The organism is Vibrio sp. R-1 (assembly GCF_035615595.1).
GTDB lineage: Bacteria > Pseudomonadota > Gammaproteobacteria > Enterobacterales > Vibrionaceae > Vibrio > Vibrio cholerae.
In genome coordinates this window covers 1-23,499 of sequence record NZ_WPDC01000053.1, presented here as the reverse complement: position 1 = coordinate 23,499, position 23,499 = coordinate 1, and the positions used below count along the sequence as shown (strand labels likewise).

Here is a 23,499-nt window from a genome sequence, read left to right as displayed (position 1 = left end):
ACATTTACCAAGATGGCACTCAATTTACTGTAGCAGCTGGTTGATGTGCCTGACAGTTCAATAGGTTAACTTGTGCTCAAGATCGCACCCGCACCTTGACCGTTTCGCTACTGAGCGCTGGGCGCGAGCTCTGCGACATGTTCAATCAATTTCTCGCGCAAGTGCTGCTCCTCCTCTTCATTGAGGCGCGTGCCTTGGGCGTTGGTTAAAATGAATAAGTCTTCTGCGCGCTCACCTATGGTCGTGATTTTAGCGGCATGCAAATCCAAGTTGAGTTCGGCAAAGGTGGCTCCGACGGTAGCCAGTAGCCCCGGCGTATCCAGCGCAACGAACTCCATTAAGGTGCGCTTTTTACTCTTGGTTGGTAGAAAATCAACCTGAGTTTTGACTTTAAAGTGCTGCAAGTTACGAGGAATGCGCCGTGCCTTTTGCGTGGTAGGACGACCATCTTCCAGTACATGCACCAGATGACGAATCAATGCTTGATGGCGATCTTCTTCAATGGCTTGCCCATTTTGGTCAAGTACCATGAAAGTATCGAGTACATAACCGTCTTTACTGGCCATGATTTGTGCGTCATGCACGTTCAGATTACGCCGGTCGAGCTCGGCAACCACAGTCGCAAATAAAGCAGCCTGATCCTTGGTGTAGATAAAAACTTCCGTTCCGCCGCGAGTGGCTTTTTTGCTCAGTAAAACCAAAGGTTTGCTACTGTCTTCATGGCGTAATAAATGGGTGCAGTGCCACGCGATCTGTTTATGAGTATGGCGCAAGAAATAATCGGCTTTAAAGCGCTGCCACAACACCTCAATTTCACGGCTAGAGAAGCCTTCTTTGCGCAGCAGGGCGGAGGCCATTTGCTGGTTATGACGAATGCGTTCACGGACATCAACGGGATTTTCTAGGCCGCGCCGCAGCGCGCGCTGGGTTGAGTAAAAGAGCTCTGCCAACAAAGTCCGTTTCCAACTGTTCCAAAGCTCAGGATTGGTGGCGCAGATGTCGGCGACGGTTAAACACACTAAGTATTCGAGGCGCTCTTCATCACGCACTTTTTTGGCAAATTCGATGATCACATCTGGATCGTAGATATCACGACGCTGCGCGGTGACTGACATCAGGAGGTGATTTTTGACCAGCCAAGCGACCAATTTCGCTTCCGGTTTAGATAAACCGTGCTCAATACAGAAATCAAACGCTTCATCAGCACCAATTTCTGAGTGATCACCGCCGCGTCCTTTACCGATATCATGGAAAATAGCCGCGAGGATGAGCAGCTCTTTTTTCTGAATTTTAGGGTAAATTTCACAGCAAATAGGGTGGCGATCGTGGTTATTGGCGTCACTAAATAGATGGATATGTTTGAGTAGACGAATACTATGTTCATCCACCGTATAGACGTGGAACAAGTCGAACTGCATCTGGCCAACAATCTGGTTCCATTGGGGCAAATAAGCAGCAAGTACGCCCAGCTTGTGCATTTGGCTAAACGCTTTATGCAGTGCGTTGGGGTGGCGTACCAGCTCAATAAACTTTTCGCGTGCGGCGGGAAGGGTGTGCAGAAATTTATTCAGTCGGCGACGAGCCGTGCGTAATTGGCGCATGGTGGCTGGCGCAACCGATTCGATGGTGGAGTCACTGGCCATGTGCAAAAACATATCCAGAATAGTTTCTGGACGAGCTTGAAATAGCGCGGGTTTACGCGCTTCAATCATATTGCCACGGCGTTGGAAGTCATCATCAATAATCACGGCTTCGGCTTCTTCACCATTATTGAGGATCGCTTTATCGAAAATTTTCAGCAGCATTTTGTTGAGTTCAGCCACACGACGCAGGGTGCGGAAAAACTCTTTCATCATCATCTCTATGCCACGGTTGCCTTCACCAAAGTAACCGAGATGACGAGCAACTTGCACTTGATGCGCGAAGGTTAAGCGGTTGTCGTAACGTTTCAGCTCAATGTGCAGCGCAAAACGCACGCGCCATAAAAAGTCTTGGCACTCAACCAACTCACGGTATTCGGCATCGGTCAGAAAACCAAAGCGGCTCATCTCATACAAGGACGTTGCTCCAAAATGTCGGCGTGCGACCCAACTTAAGGTGTGAATATCGCGTAGCCCACCGGGAGTCGATTTGATGTCTGGCTCTAAGTTGTAGGTGGTGTCGTGATATCGAGCGTGGCGCTCTTTCTGCTCACGCACTTTGGCTTGATAGAAGATTTCACTTGGCCAGAAGGACTCAGAATGGATGACCATTTTCAGACGATGAAAGGTCTCTTCACAGCCGCACAGTAAGCGCGCTTCTTGCAAGTTAGTGGCTACAGTGAGGTCAGCTTTACCGATTTCAGCACACTGTTCCACGGTTCGTACTGCGTGGCCAATCTCCAATTTTAAATCCCATAACAGGGTGAGAAATTGGCTGATTTTATTGGCGACTTGTTCGCTGAGCGGCTGTTGAGATAAGACTAAGAGATCGATGTCTGAGAGAGGGTGTAGCTCACCACGCCCATAACCCCCAACCGCGACTAAGCTCACTTCAACCAGCTCATCAAATCCAAAATATTTCCATAAACGGTGTAGCAGTAGGTCCATGTATTCGGAGCGGCCAAGCACTAAGTCGGTCACTGGATGGTGATCGAAAAACTCCTGCTTTTGGTATTCAGTAAAGCTTTCGAGCTGCTGCTTTAAGCTCTCAACCGTGAGTTGGGGTTCTTGAAATGTGATAGGGGATTGATACGGCATAGCGCGTCCATGCAAGCGTTAACACGAATGGAGCCAATCTAGCAGATGGCGACGGATAAAAAAATATCCCTGACCAGCAGGGATATTTTCAATCGAAGGATAACTTAGGCGTTATTCAAGATGCGTGGCAGGCTTTCTTCACTGCGTAGCGTCAGGATTTCACAGCCTGTTGCAGTGACCAAAATCGTATGTTCCCACTGGGCAGATTTTTTGCCATCGGCGGTGTAGACCGTCCAGCTATCTTCATCATCAAGACGGCAGCCAAATTTACCGGCGTTAATCATGGGCTCAATGGTGAAAATCATCCCTTCACGCAGCACGGTGCGGTCACTGTTTTTGTAGTGCACCACTTGTGGCTCTTCATGGAACTCAGCACCAATGCCGTGACCACAGTAATCACGCACGATAGAGAATTTAAAGCGCGGGTTGTTTTTGTTGTTGGTCTTGATGTGCTTTTCAATCGTGGTTCCAATTTCGCCCAATTGAACGCCCGGCTTGACCTGTTTAAGTGCGAGGTAAAGACACTCTTGCGCCACATGACACAGGCGTTTGTCTTCAATCGACACATCGCCAATCAAAAACATTTTTGAGGTATCGCCGTGGTAGCCGTCTTTGATAACCGTAATATCGATATTAAGGATGTCGCCATCACGCAGTACAGCAGGACGTTGGATCTGACCAAAATAAGTATCTTCACTGGCAGGAATGCCGTGGCAGACAATATGGTTGATCGACGTACAGATCGATTTTGGAAAACCGTGATAATTCAGTGGTGCCGGAATCGCGCCTTGAACTTCAGTAATGTACTTATGACATATCTGATCCAGCTCTTCGGTAGTCACGCCTGCTTTCACATGAGGTTCAATCATTTCGAGAACTTCAGCGGCTAAGCGGCCCGCGACGCGCATTTTTTCAATTTCTACGGCATTCTTGATTTTTATAGACATCGGCTTTCTCTACTCACTTGTGAGCACACAAGGTGCTAGTGGCGCTATTGTAACAATGGACAGATGAAGCGCAAGAAAACAGTCGCCCGGCGCTAAAATCGAGTGGCTAAGTCATGGCTTTGCATTGGCTATCGACGAATTTTTTCTAGCCACACAGGGGCGAAATATGATATAAAGCGCGCCGGAATCCGGGTCCTTATTCTCCCTGTTGGCGAAAAGGATTGGGAACCACAAACCTAATTGTTTAAATCACACACATTCCGACACGTATTCCGGGGTGCTCCAAGTGGAGTCGGATATACGGGGGATGTGGAGGCCTAACCCCATAGAGGATTTTAAAATGGCATCTGTATCAATGCGCGACATGCTGACAGCGGGCGTACACTTCGGTCACCAAACTCGTTACTGGAACCCAAAAATGAAGCAATTCATTTTCGGCGCACGTAACCGCGTTCACATCATCAACCTAGAAAAAACTGTACCTATGTTCAACGAAGCTCTAGCTGAGCTGGCAAAAGTTGGCGAGAAGAAAGGTAAAGTTCTATTCGTTGGTACTAAGCGCGCTGCATCTGAGTCTGTGAAAGAAGCAGCTCTAGCAAGCAACCAATACTACGTTAACAACCGCTGGTTGGGCGGTATGCTGACTAACTGGAAAACTGTTCGTCAGTCAATCAAGCGTCTGAAAGAGCTGGAAGTTCAATCTACTGACGGTACTTTTGACAAGCTGACTAAGAAAGAAGCTCTAATGCGCACTCGCGAAATGGAGAAACTGGAAAAGTCTCTTGGCGGTATCAAAGATATGGGCGGCCTGCCTGACGCTCTGTTCGTAATCGACGCAGATCACGAGCACATCGCTATCAAAGAAGCGAACAACCTAGGTATTCCAGTATTTGCTGTTGTTGATACTAACTCTAGCCCAGACGGCGTAGACTACATCATCCCAGGTAACGACGACGCGATCCGCGCTGTTCAACTGTACCTGAATGCTGCTGCTCAAGCGATCAACGAAGGTCGCAACAAAGACGTAGCTGCTGTAGCTGAAAAAGACGGTTTCGTAGAAGCGGAATAATCTCGGCTCTGAGTGAAACTTAGGCTATCTGCCATGATTGTGTAGCATAGCCCAAGTTATAGTTAGCATTGGGGGCCGATAATGTAGGCCCTCAATTTTTACCCAATCCAGAATTAACTGAGGAATAGAGAATGGCTGTTACTGCTGCTCTAGTAAAAGAACTGCGCGAGCGTACTGGCGCAGGTATGATGGAATGTAAGAAAGCCCTTGTTGAAACCAACGGTGACATCGAGCTGGCGATCGAGAACATGCGTAAGAGTGGTGCTGCTAAAGCTGCTAAGAAAGCTGGCAACATCGCTGCTGAAGGCACCATCATGATCAAAGAAGGCGAAGGCATTGCGGCTCTAGTTGAAGTCAACTGCCAAACTGACTTCGTAGCAAAAGACAGCAACTTCGTAGCATTTGCTAACCAAGTTACTGACGCTGCTCTCGCTTCTAAAGCCTCTGTAGAAGAGCTGCAAGCACAATTCGAAGAAGCTCGTGTTGCTCTTGTTGCGAAAATTGGTGAGAACATCAACATCCGTCGCGTTCAGTACGTTGAAGGCGAAGCTCTGGCGACTTATCGCCACGGCGACCGTATCGGTGTTGTCGTTGCTGGTTCTGCTGACGTTGAAACTCTAAAACACGTTGCAATGCACGTAGCGGCTTCTCGCCCAGAATTCCTGACTCCAGACGACGTTCCTGCTGAAGTGGTTGCTAAAGAGCGTGAAGTTCAAGTTGGCATCGCAATGAACGAAGGCAAGTCAAAAGAAATCGCAGAGAAAATGGTTGAAGGCCGTATGAAGAAATTCACTGGCGAAGTTTCTCTGACTGGTCAGCCATTCGTAATGGAGCCAAAGAAAACTGTTGGTGAAATTCTGGCTGAGAAAGGCGCAACTGTTTCTGCATTCATCCGTCTAGAAGTAGGTGAAGGCATCGAGAAACAAGAAGGCCTGAGCTTTGCTGAAGAAGTAGCACTGGCGCAAAAAGGTTAATCCTAGCGCGATTGCTCAGAAAAAGACCGTGGCCATGGCTGCGGTCTTTTCACGATTAAGGTGTTGATTCGTTAATGATTGAATCATAAAGCGTCGACTCGATTAACCGTGATGAATGGATTTTGGCCTAGCACTCAAATCTATCCATGACTGTTAATCCTCAACTCTCTTTGGAAGGTAAACTCCCATGACAACGAACCCTAAACCAGCTTATCAACGTATTCTGTTAAAACTAAGTGGTGAAGCGCTACAAGGCTCTGAAGGTTTTGGTATTGATCCAACGGTACTTGATCGTATGGCTCAAGAAGTAAAAGAACTGGTTGAGCTGGGTGTTCAAGTGGGCGTTGTGATTGGTGGCGGCAACCTATTCCGTGGTGCTGGCCTTGCCAAAGCGGGCATGAACCGTGTTGTTGGGGATCATATGGGCATGCTTGCCACGGTAATGAATGGTTTGGCAATGCGTGATGCGCTGCATCGTGCTTATGTCAATGCACGTCTGATGTCTGCTATCCCACTAAATGGTGTGTGTGACGATTACAGCTGGTCTGATGCGATTCGTGAATTGCGCCAAGGCCGAGTGGTAATTTTTGCTGCGGGTACAGGCAATCCTTTCTTTACTACGGATTCGGCTGCGTGTCTGCGTGGTATTGAAATTGAAGCTGATGTCGTTCTCAAAGCGACCAAAGTAGATGGTGTTTACAGCGCTGACCCGGTAGCCAACCCGGATGCACAACTGTATGATAAGCTGGCTTACAACGATGTGCTTGAGAAAGAACTGAAAGTGATGGATTTGGCGGCGTTTACTCTGGCTCGTGACCATAAAATGCCAATTCGTGTCTTCAACATGAATAAGCCAGGCGCACTTCGCCGTGTCGTTATGGGTGAAGCTGAAGGTACGCTGATCAGCGACGTGCAGTGATCCGTCTGCGAACGAAACGCTCTCGAAACGAAAACAAGAATTAAGGTGATATTGTGATTAATGAGATCAAAAAAGATGCGCAAGAGCGTATGGAGAAAAGTGTTGAAGCACTGAAAAATGGCCTGTCGAAAATTCGTACTGGCCGTGCTCACCCAAGTCTGCTGACGGGTATTTCAGTTGACTACTACGGCGCTCCAACTCCACTTAATCAGGTTGCTAACGTGATTGCTGAAGATGCACGTACGCTAGCGATCACCGTGTTTGATCGCGAATTAACTCAAAAAGTTGAAAAAGCGATCCTGATGTCTGATCTGGGTCTAAACCCAATGTCAGCCGGCACCATTATCCGCGTTCCACTGCCACCGCTCACCGAAGAACGTCGCCGTGATCTGGTGAAAATCGTGCGTGGTGAAGCAGAAGGCGGTCGTGTTGCGGTACGTAACATTCGTCGTGATGCGAACAACGATCTGAAAGCGCTACTGAAAGACAAAGAGATTTCAGAAGACGATGAACGCCGTGCACAAGAAGAGATTCAAAAGCTGACGGATGCGGCAGTGAAGAAGATCGATGATGTGCTTGCTGCAAAAGAAAAAGAGTTGATGGAAGTTTAATCCACTGACTTGGTGAACAAAACGCTGTGCTCGCAGCACAGCGTTTTTTTATGCTACTCTTGCGCCTCTTTGATTGTTCGTTGTGTTTCTTATGCAAAATCTATCTCTTTCCCAAGATGTATTGCCTAAACATATTGCCGTCATTATGGATGGTAATGGTCGTTGGGCGAAAGCGCAGGGAAAACCGCGTGTGTTCGGCCATAAAAATGGTGTGGCTGCGGTACGAAAAACCATCTCTACTTCTGCTCGCCTTGGCATTAAAGCCGTGACTCTGTTTGCTTTTAGCAGCGAGAACTGGCGTCGTCCGGAAGAAGAAGTGGGCGTGTTGATGGAACTTTTTATGACGGTTCTTTCAACCGAAATTAAGAAATTGCATAAAAACAATCTGCGTTTGCGAGTGATCGGTGATAAAAGCCGCTTTAGTGAGCGTCTGCAAACGAAAATCGCGCAAGCGGAGCAGTTGACCGCCAGCAATACCGGCATGGTGGTCAACATCGCTGCGAACTACGGTGGACAGTGGGATATCTTGCAAGCTACTCAAGCATTGGCTGAAAAGGTTACCCAAGGTGAACTGCAACCGTCGGACATCGATGAAGCCGTATTTAAGCAGCATTTGACTATGGCTGATCTGCCGGATGTGGATTTGTTGATCCGCACCAGTGGAGAGTGCCGCATTAGTAATTTTATGCTTTGGCAACTTGCCTATGCAGAAATGTATTTCACTCCAGTCTTCTGGCCTGAGTTCGATGAAAACTGCCTGATTGAAGCAGTGACTTGGTTTGTTAATCGTGAGCGCCGTTTTGGCTGTACTGGTGAACAAATCAAGGCATTGATGGAAAACTGAATATAGGACTTCTCAATTTGAAGCAGCGAATCATTACAGCGCTTATTCTGGCGCCTTTGGTGATCCTTGGCATCCTTTATCTGCCTTTTGCTTGGTTTATGTTGGCACTCGCAGTAGTGACCTTACTCGGATTCTGGGAATGGACTCAGTTCGTTAACCAACCATCACGCATGTTAGCCATGATTCCCGCCTTATTGGTTGGTGGTATCAGTGTCGCTTTGATCGACTTTCAATTTCCGGCTATCAGCAATATGAATACGGCGCATTTTATTGTGCTGGGTATCGGTAGCCTTTGGTGGCTCGTCTCAAGTGGACTGGCGATCACTTATCCGCGTTCGCGTCCATTATGGGAGCACTCCAGCACTGTTCGCCACCTGTTTGGCCTATTTACGCTGCTGCCTTTCTTTTGGAGTGTGCTGTTCTTACGCGCCGATACTTACCTTTCCGATCCTCTTTATGGCGCGAAATTAGTTCTCTTCGTCTGTTTTCTGGTCTGGGCCGCAGACAGCGGTGCCTATTTTGTGGGAAAAAGCTTAGGTAAACACAAAATGGCGCCCGCAGTCAGCCCGAATAAAACGATAGAAGGTTTGGTCGGTGGCATCGTCACCGCCATGCTGGTTGGTTATTGGGTAGCAGAGTGGTTTGGTATTCAATTTAGCTCTATGCCTGTCATGCTGCTGATCATCTTATTGACTGTGGTGATTTCGGTTTTAGGGGATTTGGTCGAGAGCATGTTTAAACGTGTTTCTGGGATCAAAGACAGCAGCAATATCATTCCTGGGCACGGCGGCATTCTGGATCGGATTGATAGCCTAACGGCCGCTTTCCCTGTGTTCGCTCTTCTCTATTTCTTGTTCTAATACTCAGGCTGCTTAGGCAGCCTGATGTGAATAACAGCGATCTTCACTATGCGTAAACTAACCATTTTAGGTGCCACAGGTTCGATAGGAGCCAGCACCCTTAAGGTGATAGCCCAAAATCCACAGCAGTTTTCCATTGTTGCGTTAGTGGCTGGGGTCAACGTAGCCAAAATGTACCAGCTGTGCCAACAGTGGCGGCCGAAATATGCCGTTATGGCAACGGCGTCAGCAGCATCTGAGTTGCAAGGCTTGCTCAAAAAACAAGCGATGGCGACCGAAGTGCTGTACGGCGAAGAGGCGATGTGCCAAGTCGCGGCGCTGGATGATGTTGATACCGTGATGGCGGCCATTGTTGGGGCCGCAGGTTTGTTACCCACCATGGCGGCGGTGAAAGCCGGTAAGCGTGTGTTACTTGCCAATAAAGAAGCATTGGTCATGTCGGGACAGCTATTTATTGATGCTGTCGCACAATCTGGCGCTGAATTAATGCCCGTGGATAGTGAACACAACGCGATTTTCCAATGTCTGCCGACTGAAATCCAAACTCAGTTGGGGCGCTGTGATTTATCTCAATACGGTATCGACCATATTTTGCTCACGGGCTCTGGCGGCCCTTTCCGCTATAGCGACCTTGCGACCTTAGATAGCGTGACTCCTGAGCAGGCGATTGCTCATCCAAACTGGTCAATGGGACCGAAAATTTCGGTAGATTCCGCGACCATGATGAACAAAGGCCTCGAATACATTGAAGCTAAATGGCTATTTAACACGTCACGTGAACAGCTCAAAGTGCTCATCCATCCTCAATCCGTGATCCACTCTATGGTGCAATACCAAGATGGTTCAGTGATTGCTCAGTTGGGCGAGCCGGATATGGCAACGCCAATCTCCTATGCCATGGCTTATCCTGAGCGAGTGACTGCGGGAGTACCTGCACTGGATTTTACGCGTTTGCAGCAACTGACCTTTATGGAGGTCGATTTTGCGCGCTACCCGTGCTTGCAATTAGCGATGGATGCGTGTTTCCTCGGCCAACATGCGACAACCTCGCTCAATGCAGCCAATGAAGTGGCCGTTGACGCGTTTTTAAAGCGGAAAATACGGTTTACTGACATTGCACTCATCAATGATCAAGTATTGTCCAAGGTCTGTGCGACCAACACCCAGTTACATTGCCGTGACTTGGAAAGCCTGCTTGAGCTAGATACAATGGCTCGGCATTTTGCCCATCAAGTACTCAAAGAGCGCCAAGCATGACCGACATATTGTGGAACTTTATCGCCTTCATCATTGCGCTGGGCATTCTCGTCGCAGTGCATGAGTTCGGACACTTCTGGGTTGCCAGACGTTGCGGTGTGAAAGTTGAGAAATTTTCTATCGGTTTTGGGAAATCAATTTGGAAACGCGTCGGCCATGACGGTACAGAATACTCGATATCGATGATCCCACTCGGTGGTTACGTCAAAATGCTCGATGGACGTGTGGATGATGTTCCCGCCGAACAGCAAGCCATGGCGTTTGATAAGCAGTCACTCTGGAAACGTTCTGCCATTGTGAGTGCGGGCCCCATTTTTAACTTCCTCTTCGCAATCTTTGCCTATTGGCTGGTGTTTATGATCGGCGTACCCGCGGTCAAACCTGTGATTGGCGAAGTGACACCTTACTCGATTGCGGCTCAAGCGGGCCTTGAGCCGGGTATGGAGATCAAAGCGGTTTCGGGCGTGAATACTCCCGACTGGGAATCGGTCAACATGGGCTTAATTGGTCATATTGGCGATGACAGTATGACGATCACCGTCTCCTCCTCCGAAGGTGTGGGATTGAATGAAATTAAGACAATAAATCTGCGTGATTGGAACTTTGACCCAGAAACAGAGTCTGCTATGGGGGCGCTTGGCTTTAAACCTTTTACCCCTGAGATTTCCAATCAGCTGACCAATGTTTCTGCGCAAGGTGCGGGTGAGCGTGCGGGTTTACAAGTCGGTGATACCGTGTTGCAAATCAATGGACAAGCGGTTGAGGCGTGGCAACAAGTGGTCAATGCAATTCAAAACCATCCTAACGCGCCTATCGCAGTTATGGTTGAGCGAGCAGGCCAGCAAGTTGAACTCACTTTGATTCCCGACAGCCGTGAGCTTTCGCAAGGAAAAGTGATTGGTTTTGCGGGAATCGCACCAAAAGTCGCAGAATGGCCGCAAAACTATCGATTTGAATTGCAATTTGGTGTATTTGAGTCGCTTGGTAAAGCGGTTGAAAAAAGCGGACAAGTGATTGACCTGACGGTCAGCATGTTGAAAAAACTGTTGGTGGGCGATGTTGGGTTGAATAATCTCAGTGGACCCATTTCGATTGCTAAAGGCGCAGGAACAACGGCTGACTACGGTTTTGTGTACTTTTTAGGCTTTTTGGCTCTGATCAGTATTAACCTTGGCATTATCAACTTGGTGCCACTGCCGATGCTGGATGGTGGTCATCTGTTGTTTTTCATGATTGAAGCGGTGATCCGTCGCCCTGTTCCGGAAAAGGTGCAGGAAATGGGTTACCGGATTGGTGGTGCCATCATTTTCTCTTTAATGGCCGTTGCAATCTTTAACGATTTTACTCGCCTGTGATTGATAAACATTAGGCAAGAGTTGCAGTAAGGAAGAACTCAAAACAATATGGCGATGAAACAGATTCTGCTCGCGACACTGCTTGCCACGAGCGTGTCGGCGAATGGTGCCGAAAAATTTGTGGTACAGGATATTCAAATTGATGGCCTGCAAAGGGTCGCTTTGGGTGCTGCGTTGCTGAAAATGCCCGTTCGAGTCGGCGACAGTGTCGATTCGCAAGATGTCGCGAACATCATCAAAGCGCTCTATTCCTCAGGTAACTTTGAGGATGTCAAAGTATTGCGCGATGGCAATACCTTGATGGTGCAGGTTAAAGAGCGCCCGACCATTGCAAGCGTGTCGTTTTCTGGCAACAAAGCGATCAAAGAGGAGCAACTCAAGCAAAACTTGGAAGCTTCGAGCATCCGAGTTGGCGAAGCCTTGGATCGAACGACACTCAGCAATATTGAAAAAGGCTTAGAAGATTTTTACTACAGCGTGGGTAAATACAACGCGACCGTGAAAGCGGTGGTAACCCCATTACCGCGCAACCGTGCTGACCTTAAGTTTGTCTTTACTGAGGGCGTTTCCGCTAAGATCCAACAGATCAACTTTATCGGTAACCAAGTGTTTAGCGATGAAGAGTTGCTGTCACGTTTTAACCTCAACGTTGATGTCGCATGGTGGAACTTCCTTGCGGATGATAAGTACAAGAAGCAAGTGCTGGCGGGTGATATTGAAGCGCTGCGCACTTACTATCTGGATCGCGGTTATCTGAAGTTTCAGGTTGATAGCACACAAGTGGCCATCTCTCCCGATAAGAAGGGCGTATACATCACGCTGAACTTGAATGAAGGTGAGCCGTACACGGTAAGCAAAGTGCAGTTCCGTGGTGAGCTGATGGGCAAAGAGGCCGAGTTTACTTCTCTTATCCCATTTGAAATCGGCGAAACCTATAACGGTTCTGCGGTGACTAGACTCGAAGAGAGTGTTAAGAAAGTGCTTGGGGAATCTGGCTACGCCTATCCACAAGTACGCACCATTCCTGAATTTGATGATGAAAAGCAGCAAGTGTCACTGGTGGTTCATGTCGAAGCGGGTAAACGTGTCTATGTCCGTGACATCCGTTTTGTCGGTAACAACAGCACTCGTGATGAAGTCTTGCGCCGTGAAATGCGTCAGATGGAAGGCTCTTGGCTCAACTCAAAAGACATCGAAACCGGTAAGACTCGTCTCAATCGTTTAGGTTTCTTTGAAACGGTAGAAGTGCAAACGGTACGTGTGCCGGGTAGTGAAGACCAAGTGGATCTTGTTTACAGCGTAAAAGAGGCGAACTCAGGCAACGTCAACTTCGGTGTCGGTTACGGTACTGAATCCGGGGTGAGCTTCCAAGTCGGTCTGCAACAAGACAACTTCTTAGGTTCGGGGAACCGCGTTGGCGTGAATGCCATGATCAACGATTATCAGAAAAACCTGACGTTAGAATATCGCGATCCTTACTGGAACCTTGATGGTGTCAGCTTGGGCGGCAAAGTTTTCTACAACCAGTTTGAAGCTTCTGAAGCGGGCATTGTTGACTATACCAACGAAAGTTACGGAACCAGTTTGACTTGGGGTTTCCCATTTGATGAATTGAACCGATTTGAGTTTGGTATTGGTTACACCCACAACAAGATTGGTAACTTAACGCCTTATCTGCAAGTGGAGAACTTCCTTGCTGCGCAGGCGAGTAACATCGATTCTGGCGGTAACTTGTTGACCGATGACTTCGATATCAACTTATCTTGGACGCGTAATGCCCTCAATAACAGCTATTTTCCGACGGCGGGTAACCATCAGCGTGCTTTCTACAAAATGACAGTGCCGGGGTCGGATGCGCAGTACTTTAAGCTGCAATACGATGTCCGCCAGTATTTCCCGTTGACCAAGAAACATGAGTTTACCTTACTGCTGCGTGGCCGTTTAGGTTACGGTAACGGTTATGGTCAAACGGATGGAAAAGATAACTTGTTCCCGTTTTATGAGAACTTCTATGCGGGCGGCTTTACCTCATTACGTGGTTTTGGGTCAAACTCTGCAGGTCCTAAAGCGGTGTACCGTGACTACTCGGGTTCGAACAATGGCTCCGATACTGCCACCGATGATTCGGTAGGGGGTAACGCGATTGCTCTTGCCAGCGTAGAGCTGATTGTACCAACGCCGTTTGCTTCAGAAGAAGCACGCAACCAAATTCGTACCAGTATCTTCTACGATATGGCGAGCGTGTGGGATACCGAGTTCGATTATCGTGGTAAAGCGGATTATGGTAACCAGTACTATTACGATTATTCAGATCCAACCAATTACCGCTCGTCTTACGGTGTGGCGTTGCAGTGGGTGTCACCAATGGGACCTTTAGTGTTCTCATTGGCTAAACCGATTAAAAAGTATGAGGGTGATGACGAAGAATTCTTCACCTTCACCATTGGAAGAACCTTCTAGGAGAGGAACATATTTTGAAAAACATGATCAAAGCAGCCAGCCTTGGCCTGATTATTCTTAGCTCATCAATGATGGCGAATGCGGCTGAAGCAGCGCAGAAAATTGGCTACATCAACACTGCGCAAGTGTTCCAAGCGCTGCCGCAACGTGAAGTCGTTTTGCAAAAGATGCAAGAAGAGTTCAAAGACAAAGCGGCTGAGCTGCAAGCTATCCAAGCGGATGCTAAAACCAAGATTGAAAAGCTCAAGCGTGATGGTCAATTGATGGGACAAGATGAAGTGGAGAAACTGCGCATCGAAATCGGTCAATTGGACAGCAAATACAAGATCAAAGCACAAGCGTTAGAGCAAGCGTCTGCTCGCCGTGAAGCCGAAGAGAAACAAAAACTGTTTAAAGTGATCCAAGATGCAGTGAAGAAAGTGGCTGAGAAAGAAGGCTACGATATCGTGCTAGACACGAGCTCAATGCAATACGGTAAGCCAGAACACAATCTGTCTGAGAAAGTTATTAAAGCCATTAAATAATCGAAAATTATGACCACACTCACTTTAGCCGAATTGGCTACTATCACCGGGGGGGAGTTGTTCGGTGATCCAACAGCACTGGTCAGTGCCGTTGCGCCTATGGATAAGGCACAACTTGGACATGTGACATTCTTGTCTAATCCTAAATACAGTAAGCACTTAGGTGATTGTAAAGCCACGGTGATCATGGTGAAAGCCAGTGAGCGAGAACTCTGTCCGAGTAACGCTCTGGTGGTTGCCGAACCGTATGTTGCATTTGCTAAAGTGGCTCAGGCGCTGGATTCAACTCCTTCTCCTGCACACGGTATTGCACCGAGTGCTGTGATTGCTGAAGATGCAAAGTTAGGTCACAACGTTTCGATTGGGGCAAATGCGGTCATTGAGTCAGGTGTTCAGCTTGGCGATAATGTGGTGATTGGCGCTGGCTGTTTTGTCGGTAAACAAGCGCGTTTGGGCGATAACACCAAGCTCTGGGCCAATGTAACGATTTACCACAAAGTGGAGATCGGCTCAGATTGTTTGATTCAATCTGGTGCAGTGATTGGTGCTGATGGCTTTGGTTATGCGAATGAGCGTGGCGAGTGGATCAAAATTCCGCAGATTGGCTCTGTGCGTATTGGTGATCGCGTTGAGATTGGTGCTTGCACCACCATCGACCGCGGCGCGCTGGATGATACTGTGATTGAAGATAACGTGATCATCGATAATCAGCTGCAAATCGCTCACAACGTGCACATCGGATATGGTAGTGCGCTGGCGGGTGGTACCATCATCGCCGGCAGTACACGCATTGGCAAATACTGTATTATTGGTGGCGCTAGCGTGATTAACGGCCATATCGAGATTGCTGATGGCGTGACCATCACTGGCATGGGTATGGTGATGCGCAGTATTGAGGAGAAGGGGATGTACTCTTCGGGTATTCCTCTGCAAACCAATAAAGAGTGGCGTAAAACGGCCGCTCGCGTACACCGTATTGAAGATATGCATAAGCGACTGAAAGCTTTAGAAAAGTTGCTTGAGCAATCCGACACGGCACAGCCCGATAACTCTCAAGCTGAATAAGCTGGTTTCAAAGGCTCGCACATTGCGAGTCTTTTCGCTGTTGGGTATTCCCTTATTTTTCTATTTACAAACAGGATGATGACTTTGACTACTGATAAGAAAACGATGAATATCACTGAAATTCAATCGCTTCTGCCTCACCGCTATCCATTTTTACTGATTGATCGCGTGACCGACTATGAAGAAGGTAAATACCTGATTGGTTTGAAAAATGTTTCAGTGAATGAGCCTCAGTTTACGGGTCACTTTCCACAACTGCCGGTTTTCCCCGGTGTATTGATTTTAGAAGCCATGGCTCAAGCCACTGGTCTGTTGGCGTTCAAAACCTTTGGTGCGCCAAAAGAGAATGAACTGTACTATTTTGCCAGCATTGATGAAGCTAAGTTCCGTAAGCCAGTGACACCGGGCGATCAACTGATGATTGAAGTTGAATTCCTTAAAGAGCGTCGTGGTATCGCGCTGTTTAACGGCGTGGCCAAGGTCGATGGTGATGTGGTCTGCTCTGCTCAACTGAAATGCGCACGTCGAGAGTTTTAAGATGATTCACGAAACTGCACAAATTCACCCAACTTCCGTCGTGGAAGAGGGCGCTATCATTGGTGCCAACGTTAAGATTGGTCCTTTCTGTTTTGTCGACAGCAAAGTCGAGATCGGTGAAGGCACTGAGCTGCTGTCGCACGTTGTGGTCAAGGGGCCAACTAAAATCGGTCGCTTCAACCGGATTTTCCAGTTTGCTTCAATTGGTGAAGCGTGTCAGGACCTGAAATACGCCGGTGAAGATACTCAACTCATCATTGGCGATCGCAATACGATTCGTGAAAGCGTCACCATGCACCGCGGTACAGTGCAAGATAAAGGCATCACTATCGTGGGTAGCGACAACCTATTTATGATCAACGCCCACGTTGCGCATGACTGTGTGATTGGCGATCGCTGTATTTTTGCCAACAACGCGACCTTGGCGGGGCACGTAAAAGTGGGCAACCAAGCGATTGTGGGTGGCATGTCCGCCATTCACCAGTTCTGCCATATTGGCGATCACTGCATGCTGGGTGGCGGCTCTATTGTGGTGCAAGATGTGCCACCGTACGTGATGGCGCAAGGTAACCACTGTGCACCGTTTGGTATTAACGTGGAAGGCTTAAAACGCCGTGGCTTTGATAAAGCAGAAATTCATGCGATTCGCCGTGCCTACAAATCCTTGTACCGCAATGGTTTGACTCTTGAAGCAGCCAAGGCTGAGATTGCCCAAGAAGCTGAGCAGTACCCTAGTGTGAAACTGTTCCTCGATTTCCTTGAGAAATCTGAGCGTGGCATTATTCGCTAATTTGTTTAGTGAGTGAGCTAACCAAACTATTCAAAGATCGCTGCTGACTCAGCGATCTTTTGCATTTTTGTACTCTGGCGAGTTTCAAAACGAGGTGAGTATCACCTAAGTGGCGAAGGCTTGAGTATCCATCAGCGCATGATGAACTGCGGAGGAAACCGTGAATAGACCATTACGGATTGGCATAGTTGTTGGGGAGCTCTCTGGCGACACCTTAGGCGAAGGCTTTATCAAAGCGATACGCGCTCGTTATCCAGATGCTGAGTTTGTGGGCATCGGTGGGCCGAAAATGAACGCACTTGGCTGTCAATCTCTGTTTGATATGGAAGAGTTGGCCGTGATGGGCTTAGTGGAAGTGCTTGGCCGCTTGCCACGCCTGCTGAAAGTCAAAGCCGAGCTGGTTAAGTATTTCACCGCCAATCCGCCGGATGTTTTCGTGGGTATCGATGCGCCGGATTTTAATTTACGCCTTGAACTGAGCCTTAAACAAGCGGGGATCAAGACTGTACATTACGTCAGTCCATCCGTGTGGGCGTGGCGACAAAACCGCATTCATGGCATTGCCGCGGCGACGCATTTAGTGCTGGCTTTCCTTCCATTTGAGAAAGCGTTTTACGACAAATTCAATGTGCCTTGCGAGTTTATCGGTCATACCTTGGCGGATTCGATTCCGTTAGCATCCGATAAGTTAGCCGCTCGCCAATTGCTTGGTCTGGATGAGCAGCGCCGCTGGTTAGCCGTTTTGCCGGGCAGCCGTGGCAGTGAAATGAAGATGCTCGCGGAGCCCTTTATCGCCACCTGTCAAAAACTGCAGGCGCGCTATCCAGATCTTGGCTTTGTGGTGGCCTTGGTGAATGCTAAACGTCGTGCGCAGTTTGAACAGGCTTGGCAACAAGTCGCTCCTGAGCTGAATTTTGTGCTGGTGGATGATACCGCGCGCAATGTGATTACTGCAGCCGATGCGGTGATGCTCGCCTCCGGTACAGTTGCCTTGGAGTGCATGCTACTTAAACGCCCAATGGTGGTCGGTTATCGCGTGAATGCCTTTACGGCCTTTTTGGCCAAGCGTCTGCTGAAAACGCCGTATGTCTCTTTGCCGAACATCTTGGCGGGGGAAGAACTGGTGAAAGAGCTATTGCAAGATCATTGCACCGTCGACAACCTTTACCATGAAGTGAGCCGTTTACTCGAAAGCGACAACCAAGCCTTGATGGACAAATTTACCGAAATGCATCAATGGATCCGTAAAGATGCGGATCAGCAAGCGGCGCAAGCTGTGCTGCATTTGATTCAGAAATAACATTAACCAGATTGAGAACATACCATGGCGAAGAAACCAAGCATTGAGCTGCCTCCCTTTGAGATTCCTGCAGGTTATGCCTTGATTGCTGGAGTGGATGAAGTCGGGCGCGGTCCATTGGTGGGGGATGTCGTCACGGCGGCGGTGATCCTTGACCCTAATCGGCCGATTATGGGCTTGAATGATTCCAAAAAGCTCAGTGAGAAAAAACGCTTAGCCCTGTTTCCTGAGATTCAGGAAAAAGCCTTAGCTTGGGCGGTGGGACGCTGTTCACCACAAGAAATTGATGAGCTGAACATCTTCCAAGCCACCATGGTCGCAATGCAGCGCGCGGTGGCCGGATTGGCGGTTCAACCCGATTTGGTGTTGGTGGATGGGAATAAAGTGCCTCAACTGCCGATGGAAGCACAAGCCGTGGTTAAAGGCGATCTGCGTGTCGCGCAAATCAGTGCCGCTTCGATTATTGCCAAAGTGATCCGCGACCAAGAGATGGAAGTGCTGGATAAGCAATATCCTCAGTTTGGATTCGCCAAGCACAAAGGCTACCCAACCGCCGCGCATTTTGCTGCCATTGAGCAGCATGGGGTGATTGAGCAGCACCGTAAAAGTTTTGGCCCAGTAAAACGTGCTCTTGGTATAGAATAGAGCGCAATTGCGTTTCCTAAGATTTGGATACTCCTTGCATGTCAGACCCAAAGTTCATCCACTTACGTATACACAGTGATTTCTCTATGGTGGATGGTTTGTCCAAAGTCCCGCCATTGGTGAAAAAAGTGGCGGCAATGGGCATGCCCGCAATGGCCTTGACCGATTTCACCAACCTGTGTGGCTTGGTGAAGTTTTACAGCACCGCGCATAACTGCGGGGTTAAGCCGATCATTGGTGCCGACTTTACTTTGCAATCGGAAGAGTTCGGTGATGAGCTGACCAAACTGACCTTGCTTGCTAAAAACAATGTCGGTTACAAAAACCTCACCTTATTGATTTCTAAAGCCTATTTGCGTGGCCATGTCCAGCATCAACCTGTGATTGATAAAGCGTGGTTGGTCGAGCATGCCGAAGGGCTGATTGTGCTCTCGGGAGGCAAAAGTGGCGAAGTGGGGCGCGCATTACTCAAAGGCAACCAACAACAAGTAGAAAGATGCATTGAGTTTTACCAAACTCACTTTGCCGATCATTTCTATCTAGAGCTTATCCGCACTGGCCGTGCCGATGAAGAGAGCTACTTACATTTTGCGCTGGATGTGGCAGAGCAGTACGACTTGCCCGTCGTGGCAACCAACGAAGTGGTGTTCATCACTGAAGAGTCGTTTGAAGCCCACGAAATCCGAGTCGCGATTCACGATGGTTATACGCTGGAAGATCCACGCCGCCCGAAAAATTACAGCCCGAAGCAGTATCTGCGCAGCGAAGCGGAGATGTGTGAGCTGTTTGCGGATATTCCAGAAGCGTTAGCCAACAGTGTCGAGATTGCCAAACGTTGTAACGTGACCGTACGTTTGGGCGAATATTTCCTACCTAACTTCCCAACGGGCGGGATGGCGATTGAAGATTTCCTAGTGATGAAATCTCGCGAAGGGTTGGAAGAGAGACTCGAATTTCTTTTCCCAGATCCAGAAGTTCGTGCCAAGCGCCGCCCTGAATACGATGAGCGTTTGCAAGTTGAGCTCGATGTGATTAACCAGATGGGTTTTCCCGGTTACTTCTTGATCGTGATGGAGTTTATCCAGTGGTCAAAAGATAACGATATTCCAGTCGGTCCGGGACGGGGCTCGGGTGCGGGCTCATTGGTAGCGTATGCACTGAAAATCACCGACCTTGATCCGCTGGAATACGATCTGCTGTTCGAGCGTTTCTTGAACCCAGAGCGGGTCTCCATGCCCGACTTCGACGTCGATTTCTGTATGGATAAGCGTGACCAAGTAATTGATCACGTAGCGGAAATGTATGGTCGTGATGCGGTATCACAAATCATCACTTTCGGTACCATGGCGGCGAAAGCGGTCATCCGCGATGTGGGGCGCGTGCTTGGTCATCCGTTCGGTTTTGTTGATCGCATTTCCAAATTAGTGCCACCCGATCCGGGCATGACGCTCGAAAAAGCCTTTATCGCCGAGCCTGCACTGCAAGAGCTGTATGACGCGGATGAGGAAGTCAAAGAGCTGATCGACAAGTGTCGCATTCTCGAAGGCTGTACCCGTAACGCTGGTAAACACGCGGGTGGCGTGGTGATTTCACCCACTGCCATCACTGACTTTGCGCCGATTTACTGTGATGCGGAAGGCAACTTCCCGGTTACTCAGTTCGATAAGAACGATGTGGAAACCGCCGGTCTGGTCAAATTTGACTTCTTGGGTCTGCGTACGCTCACCATTATTGACTGGGCTTTGGGCTTAGTGAACCCGCGTTTGAAAAAGGCGGGCAAACCCCCCGTGCGGATTGAAGCGATCCCGCTCGACGATGCGCGCTCTTTCCGTAACCTACAAGATGCCAAAACCACCGCGGTATTCCAGCTCGAATCGCGCGGCATGAAAGAGCTGATTAAGCGGCTGCAACCCGACTGTTTTGAAGACATCATCGCTCTGGTGGCGCTGTTTCGTCCGGGGCCACTGCAATCGGGCATGGTGGATAACTTTATCGACCGTAAGCATGGTCGAGAAGCCATCTCTTATCCGGATGAAAAGTGGCAACATGAATCGCTCAAAGAGATCCTAGAACCGACCTACGGCATCATCCTCTATCAGGAGCAGGTGATGCAGATCGCGCAGGTGCTGTCGGGTTACACCTTGGGTGGGGCAGACATGCTGCGCCGTGCAATGGGTAAGAAAAAGCCAGAAGAGATGGCTAAGCAGCGCGCCGTGTTCCAAGAAGGGGCGGAGAAAAATGGCGTTGATGGTGAGTTGGCGATGAAAATCTTCGATCTGGTGGAAAAATTCGCCGGATACGGATTTAACAAATCGCACTCTGCCGCTTATGCGCTGGTTTCCTACCAAACCTTATGGTTGAAAACCCACTATCCAGCCGAGTTTATGGCGGCGGTAATGACCGCGGATATGGACAACACGGAAAAAGTGGTTGGTCTAGTGGATGAGTGTAAAAACATGGGATTGACCGTGTTGCCACCGGACATCAACTCGGGTCTTTATCGCTTTAACGTCGATGACAACGGCGCGATTGTTTATGGTATTGGCGCAATTAAAGGGGTGGGTGAAGGTCCGATTGAAGCGATTTTGGAGGCGCGCAACAAAGGGGGATATTTCAAAGATCTGTTTGATTTCTGCGCGCGGATTGATCTGAAAAAGGTCAACAAACGGGTAATTGAAAAACTGATCTTGGCTGGCGCGCTGGATAGATTAGGCCCACATCGCGCAGCCATGATGGCCTCAGTGGATGATGCGGTGCGTGCGGCAAGCCAACATCACCAAGCGGAAGCGTTTGGACAAGCGGATATGTTCGGCGTACTCACGGATGCGCCAGAAGAAGTCGAGCAGAAATACACGCAAGTGCCAGAATGGCCAGAAAAAGTGCGTTTGGAAGGGGAGCGCGAGACGCTTGGGCTCTATCTCACCGGCCATCCGGTGGATGAATACCTGAAAGAGCTCACCAAATACACCAGTTGCCGTTTGAATGAAGCCGCGCCAACCCGGCGTGATCAATCCTTAACCGTTGCCGGATTGGTGATTGCAGCGCGGGTGATGACCACCAAACGTGGCACGCGAATTGGTTTAATGACTTTAGATGACCGCTCGGGGCGTATGGAAGTGATGCTTTACTCGGAAGCACTCGATCGGTATGCAGAATGGTTAGAAAAAGATAAAATTCTGGTGGTTTCCGGACAGGTCAGCTTTGATGACTTCAATGGCGGACTTAAAATGTCGGCGCGCGAGGTCATGGACTTGGGCAGCGCGCGTGAAAAATTTGCCCGCGGTTTATCGATCTCGATTTTACAGTCGCAGATTGATCAACAATTTTTTGAGCGTTTTAGTCACATACTGGAACCTCACCGCGCAGGAACCGTACCTGTCAATGTATACTACCAGCGCCCTGATGCGCGAGCGCGCCTGACGTTAGGCACAGAGTGGCGAGTCACGCCAAGCGATACATTGTTAGACGAATTAAAGCAGCTACTTGGTCATGATCAGGTAGAACTCGAATTTAACTAAAATTCAGCCAGTGCGCACTGAGGGTGGCATGGCTGAGTCACAAAGGATCGATAGATGAGCCTCAATTTTCTTGATTTTGAAAAACCGATTGTCGAACTGGAAACGAAAATTCAGGCGCTGCGTGATGTGTCTCGTCACAGCACAAGCGCATCCGTAGATCTGGATAAAGAGCTAGAACAGCTTGAGAAGAAGAGCCTTGAGCTGAAAAAGAAGATTTTCAGTGACTTAGGTGCATGGCAAGTAGCGCAATTGGCGCGTCATCCACAACGTCCTTATACGCTGGATTATCTCAAACACATCTTTACTGAGTTTGATGAACTGGCGGGCGATCGCGCCTATGCCGATGACAAGGCGATCGTGGGCGGTATTGCACGCCTTGAAGGTCGTTCGGTCATGGTGATTGGTCACCAAAAAGGTCGTGAAACCCGTGAAAAGGTCAAACGTAACTTTGGTATGCCAAAGCCTGAAGGCTACCGCAAAGCGCTGCGCTTGATGGAAATGGCTGAGCGTTTCAATATGCCTATCATCACTTTCATTGATACCGCGGGCGCATACCCAGGTGTGGGTGCTGAAGAGCGCGGTCAGTCGGAAGCGATCGCCAAAAACCTTAAAGTGATGTCAGGCCTGAAGGTGCCAGTCATCTGTAACGTGGTGGGCGAAGGTGGCTCTGGTGGTGCGTTGGCGATTGGTGTCGGTGACTATGTGAACATGCTGCAATACTCAACCTACTCAGTGATTTCACCAGAAGGTTGTGCGTCGATTCTGTGGCGTGATTCTGATAAAGCGCCACAAGCGGCAGAAGCGATGGGGCTGATTGCTCCACGTTTGAAAGAGCTGGAGTTGATTGACGAAATCATTGAAGAGCCACTGGGCGGTGCGCATCGTGATCACAAACAGACTGCAGAGAATGTCAAAGCCACGCTACTGCGTCAGTTGGCCGATCTAGATGCACTGGATCACGAAAACTTGCTGGAGCGCCGTTATCAACGTTTAATGAACTATGGTTACTGTTGATTACGGTTACTGTTGATTATTTCATCGCGCAGCGGCGGTGGAATATCTACATATAGAAAGGGTTGGCTTAGG

19 protein-coding genes are annotated in these 23,499 nt (G+C 48.8%); 17 read left to right on the top strand and 2 right to left on the bottom strand.

The window, feature by feature from the left end:
- Positions 1-107: 107 nt before the first annotated feature.
- Both glnD and map read right to left on the bottom strand, forming a co-directional pair.
- Positions 108-2,738, bottom strand: a complete 2,631-nt coding sequence (glnD, locus tag GOU96_RS11900) for a bifunctional uridylyltransferase/uridylyl-removing protein GlnD (protein ID WP_267781911.1) — start codon at positions 2,736-2,738, stop codon at positions 108-110.
- A gap of 104 nt (positions 2,739-2,842) precedes the next feature.
- Positions 2,843-3,685, bottom strand: a complete 843-nt coding sequence (gene map, locus GOU96_RS11895; RefSeq protein WP_000023305.1) for a type I methionyl aminopeptidase — start codon at positions 3,683-3,685, stop codon at positions 2,843-2,845.
- Positions 3,686-4,025: 340 nt separating this feature from the next.
- Here map and rpsB point away from each other — a divergent pair, with 340 nt between their 5' ends.
- From rpsB to accA, 17 genes are all read left to right on the top strand, one after another.
- The gene (rpsB, locus tag GOU96_RS11890) at positions 4,026-4,754 is read left to right on the top strand and encodes a 30S ribosomal protein S2 (protein ID WP_000179228.1); all 729 of its coding nucleotides are present in this window, start codon (positions 4,026-4,028) and stop codon (positions 4,752-4,754) included.
- Positions 4,755-4,885: 131 nt separating this feature from the next.
- A complete protein-coding gene (gene tsf, locus GOU96_RS11885) occupies positions 4,886-5,728 on the top strand; it encodes a translation elongation factor Ts (RefSeq protein ID WP_000301490.1) in 843 nt (280 codons plus the stop codon).
- A gap of 187 nt (positions 5,729-5,915) precedes the next feature.
- Positions 5,916-6,647, top strand: coding sequence for a UMP kinase (gene pyrH / locus GOU96_RS11880; protein ID WP_000210548.1), 732 nt, complete (start codon positions 5,916-5,918; stop codon positions 6,645-6,647).
- 53 nt (positions 6,648-6,700) lie between these two features.
- Entirely contained in the window at positions 6,701-7,258 is a 558-nt protein-coding gene (frr, locus tag GOU96_RS11875) for a ribosome recycling factor (protein ID WP_000606619.1), read from the top strand.
- Positions 7,259-7,349: 91 nt separating this feature from the next.
- Positions 7,350-8,102, top strand: coding sequence for a polyprenyl diphosphate synthase (uppS, locus tag GOU96_RS11870; RefSeq protein ID WP_001180543.1), 753 nt, complete (start codon positions 7,350-7,352; stop codon positions 8,100-8,102).
- Positions 8,103-8,119: 17 nt separating this feature from the next.
- Positions 8,120-8,962 carry a phosphatidate cytidylyltransferase gene (locus GOU96_RS11865; protein ID WP_000813568.1) on the top strand — a complete coding sequence of 281 codons (843 nt, stop codon included), beginning with the start codon at positions 8,120-8,122 and terminating at the stop codon, positions 8,960-8,962.
- 48 nt (positions 8,963-9,010) lie between these two features.
- On the top strand, positions 9,011-10,219 hold the full coding sequence (ispC, locus tag GOU96_RS11860; protein ID WP_267781908.1) for a 1-deoxy-D-xylulose-5-phosphate reductoisomerase: 1,209 nt from the start codon (positions 9,011-9,013) through the stop codon (positions 10,217-10,219).
- Positions 10,216-11,574 carry a sigma E protease regulator RseP gene (gene rseP / locus GOU96_RS11855; RefSeq protein ID WP_113629047.1) on the top strand — a complete coding sequence of 453 codons (1,359 nt, stop codon included), beginning with the start codon at positions 10,216-10,218 and terminating at the stop codon, positions 11,572-11,574. Before ispC ends, rseP begins: the two co-directional genes overlap by 4 nt.
- Positions 11,575-11,622: 48 nt before the next feature.
- Entirely contained in the window at positions 11,623-14,034 is a 2,412-nt protein-coding gene (gene bamA, locus GOU96_RS11850) for an outer membrane protein assembly factor BamA (RefSeq protein ID WP_001240967.1), read from the top strand.
- A gap of 14 nt (positions 14,035-14,048) precedes the next feature.
- On the top strand, positions 14,049-14,558 hold the full coding sequence (locus tag GOU96_RS11845; protein WP_000794125.1) for an OmpH family outer membrane protein: 510 nt from the start codon (positions 14,049-14,051) through the stop codon (positions 14,556-14,558).
- 9 nt (positions 14,559-14,567) lie between these two features.
- The gene (lpxD, locus tag GOU96_RS11840) at positions 14,568-15,623 is read left to right on the top strand and encodes a UDP-3-O-(3-hydroxymyristoyl)glucosamine N-acyltransferase (protein ID WP_267781903.1); all 1,056 of its coding nucleotides are present in this window, start codon (positions 14,568-14,570) and stop codon (positions 15,621-15,623) included.
- A 105-nt stretch (positions 15,624-15,728) separates the two neighbouring features.
- On the top strand, positions 15,729-16,160 hold the full coding sequence (fabZ, locus tag GOU96_RS11835) for a 3-hydroxyacyl-ACP dehydratase FabZ (protein ID WP_001027757.1): 432 nt from the start codon (positions 15,729-15,731) through the stop codon (positions 16,158-16,160).
- A 1-nt stretch (position 16,161) separates the two neighbouring features.
- On the top strand, positions 16,162-16,950 hold the full coding sequence (gene lpxA / locus GOU96_RS11830; protein WP_000581103.1) for an acyl-ACP--UDP-N-acetylglucosamine O-acyltransferase: 789 nt from the start codon (positions 16,162-16,164) through the stop codon (positions 16,948-16,950).
- A gap of 160 nt (positions 16,951-17,110) precedes the next feature.
- A complete protein-coding gene (gene lpxB / locus GOU96_RS11825) occupies positions 17,111-18,250 on the top strand; it encodes a lipid-A-disaccharide synthase (protein WP_001081509.1) in 1,140 nt (379 codons plus the stop codon).
- Positions 18,251-18,274: 24 nt separating this feature from the next.
- Positions 18,275-18,895: a ribonuclease HII gene (gene rnhB, locus GOU96_RS11820; protein WP_033932833.1), complete on the top strand. Its 621-nt coding sequence runs from the start codon at positions 18,275-18,277 to the stop codon at positions 18,893-18,895.
- Positions 18,896-18,933: 38 nt separating this feature from the next.
- Positions 18,934-22,413, top strand: a complete 3,480-nt coding sequence (dnaE, locus tag GOU96_RS11815) for a DNA polymerase III subunit alpha (protein ID WP_001909664.1) — start codon at positions 18,934-18,936, stop codon at positions 22,411-22,413.
- 54 nt (positions 22,414-22,467) lie between these two features.
- Positions 22,468-23,427 (top strand): acetyl-CoA carboxylase carboxyl transferase subunit alpha, encoded by a 960-nt coding sequence (gene accA, locus GOU96_RS11810; RefSeq protein ID WP_000055726.1) that lies wholly within the window; start codon positions 22,468-22,470, stop codon positions 23,425-23,427.
- Positions 23,428-23,499: the final 72 nt, after the last annotated feature.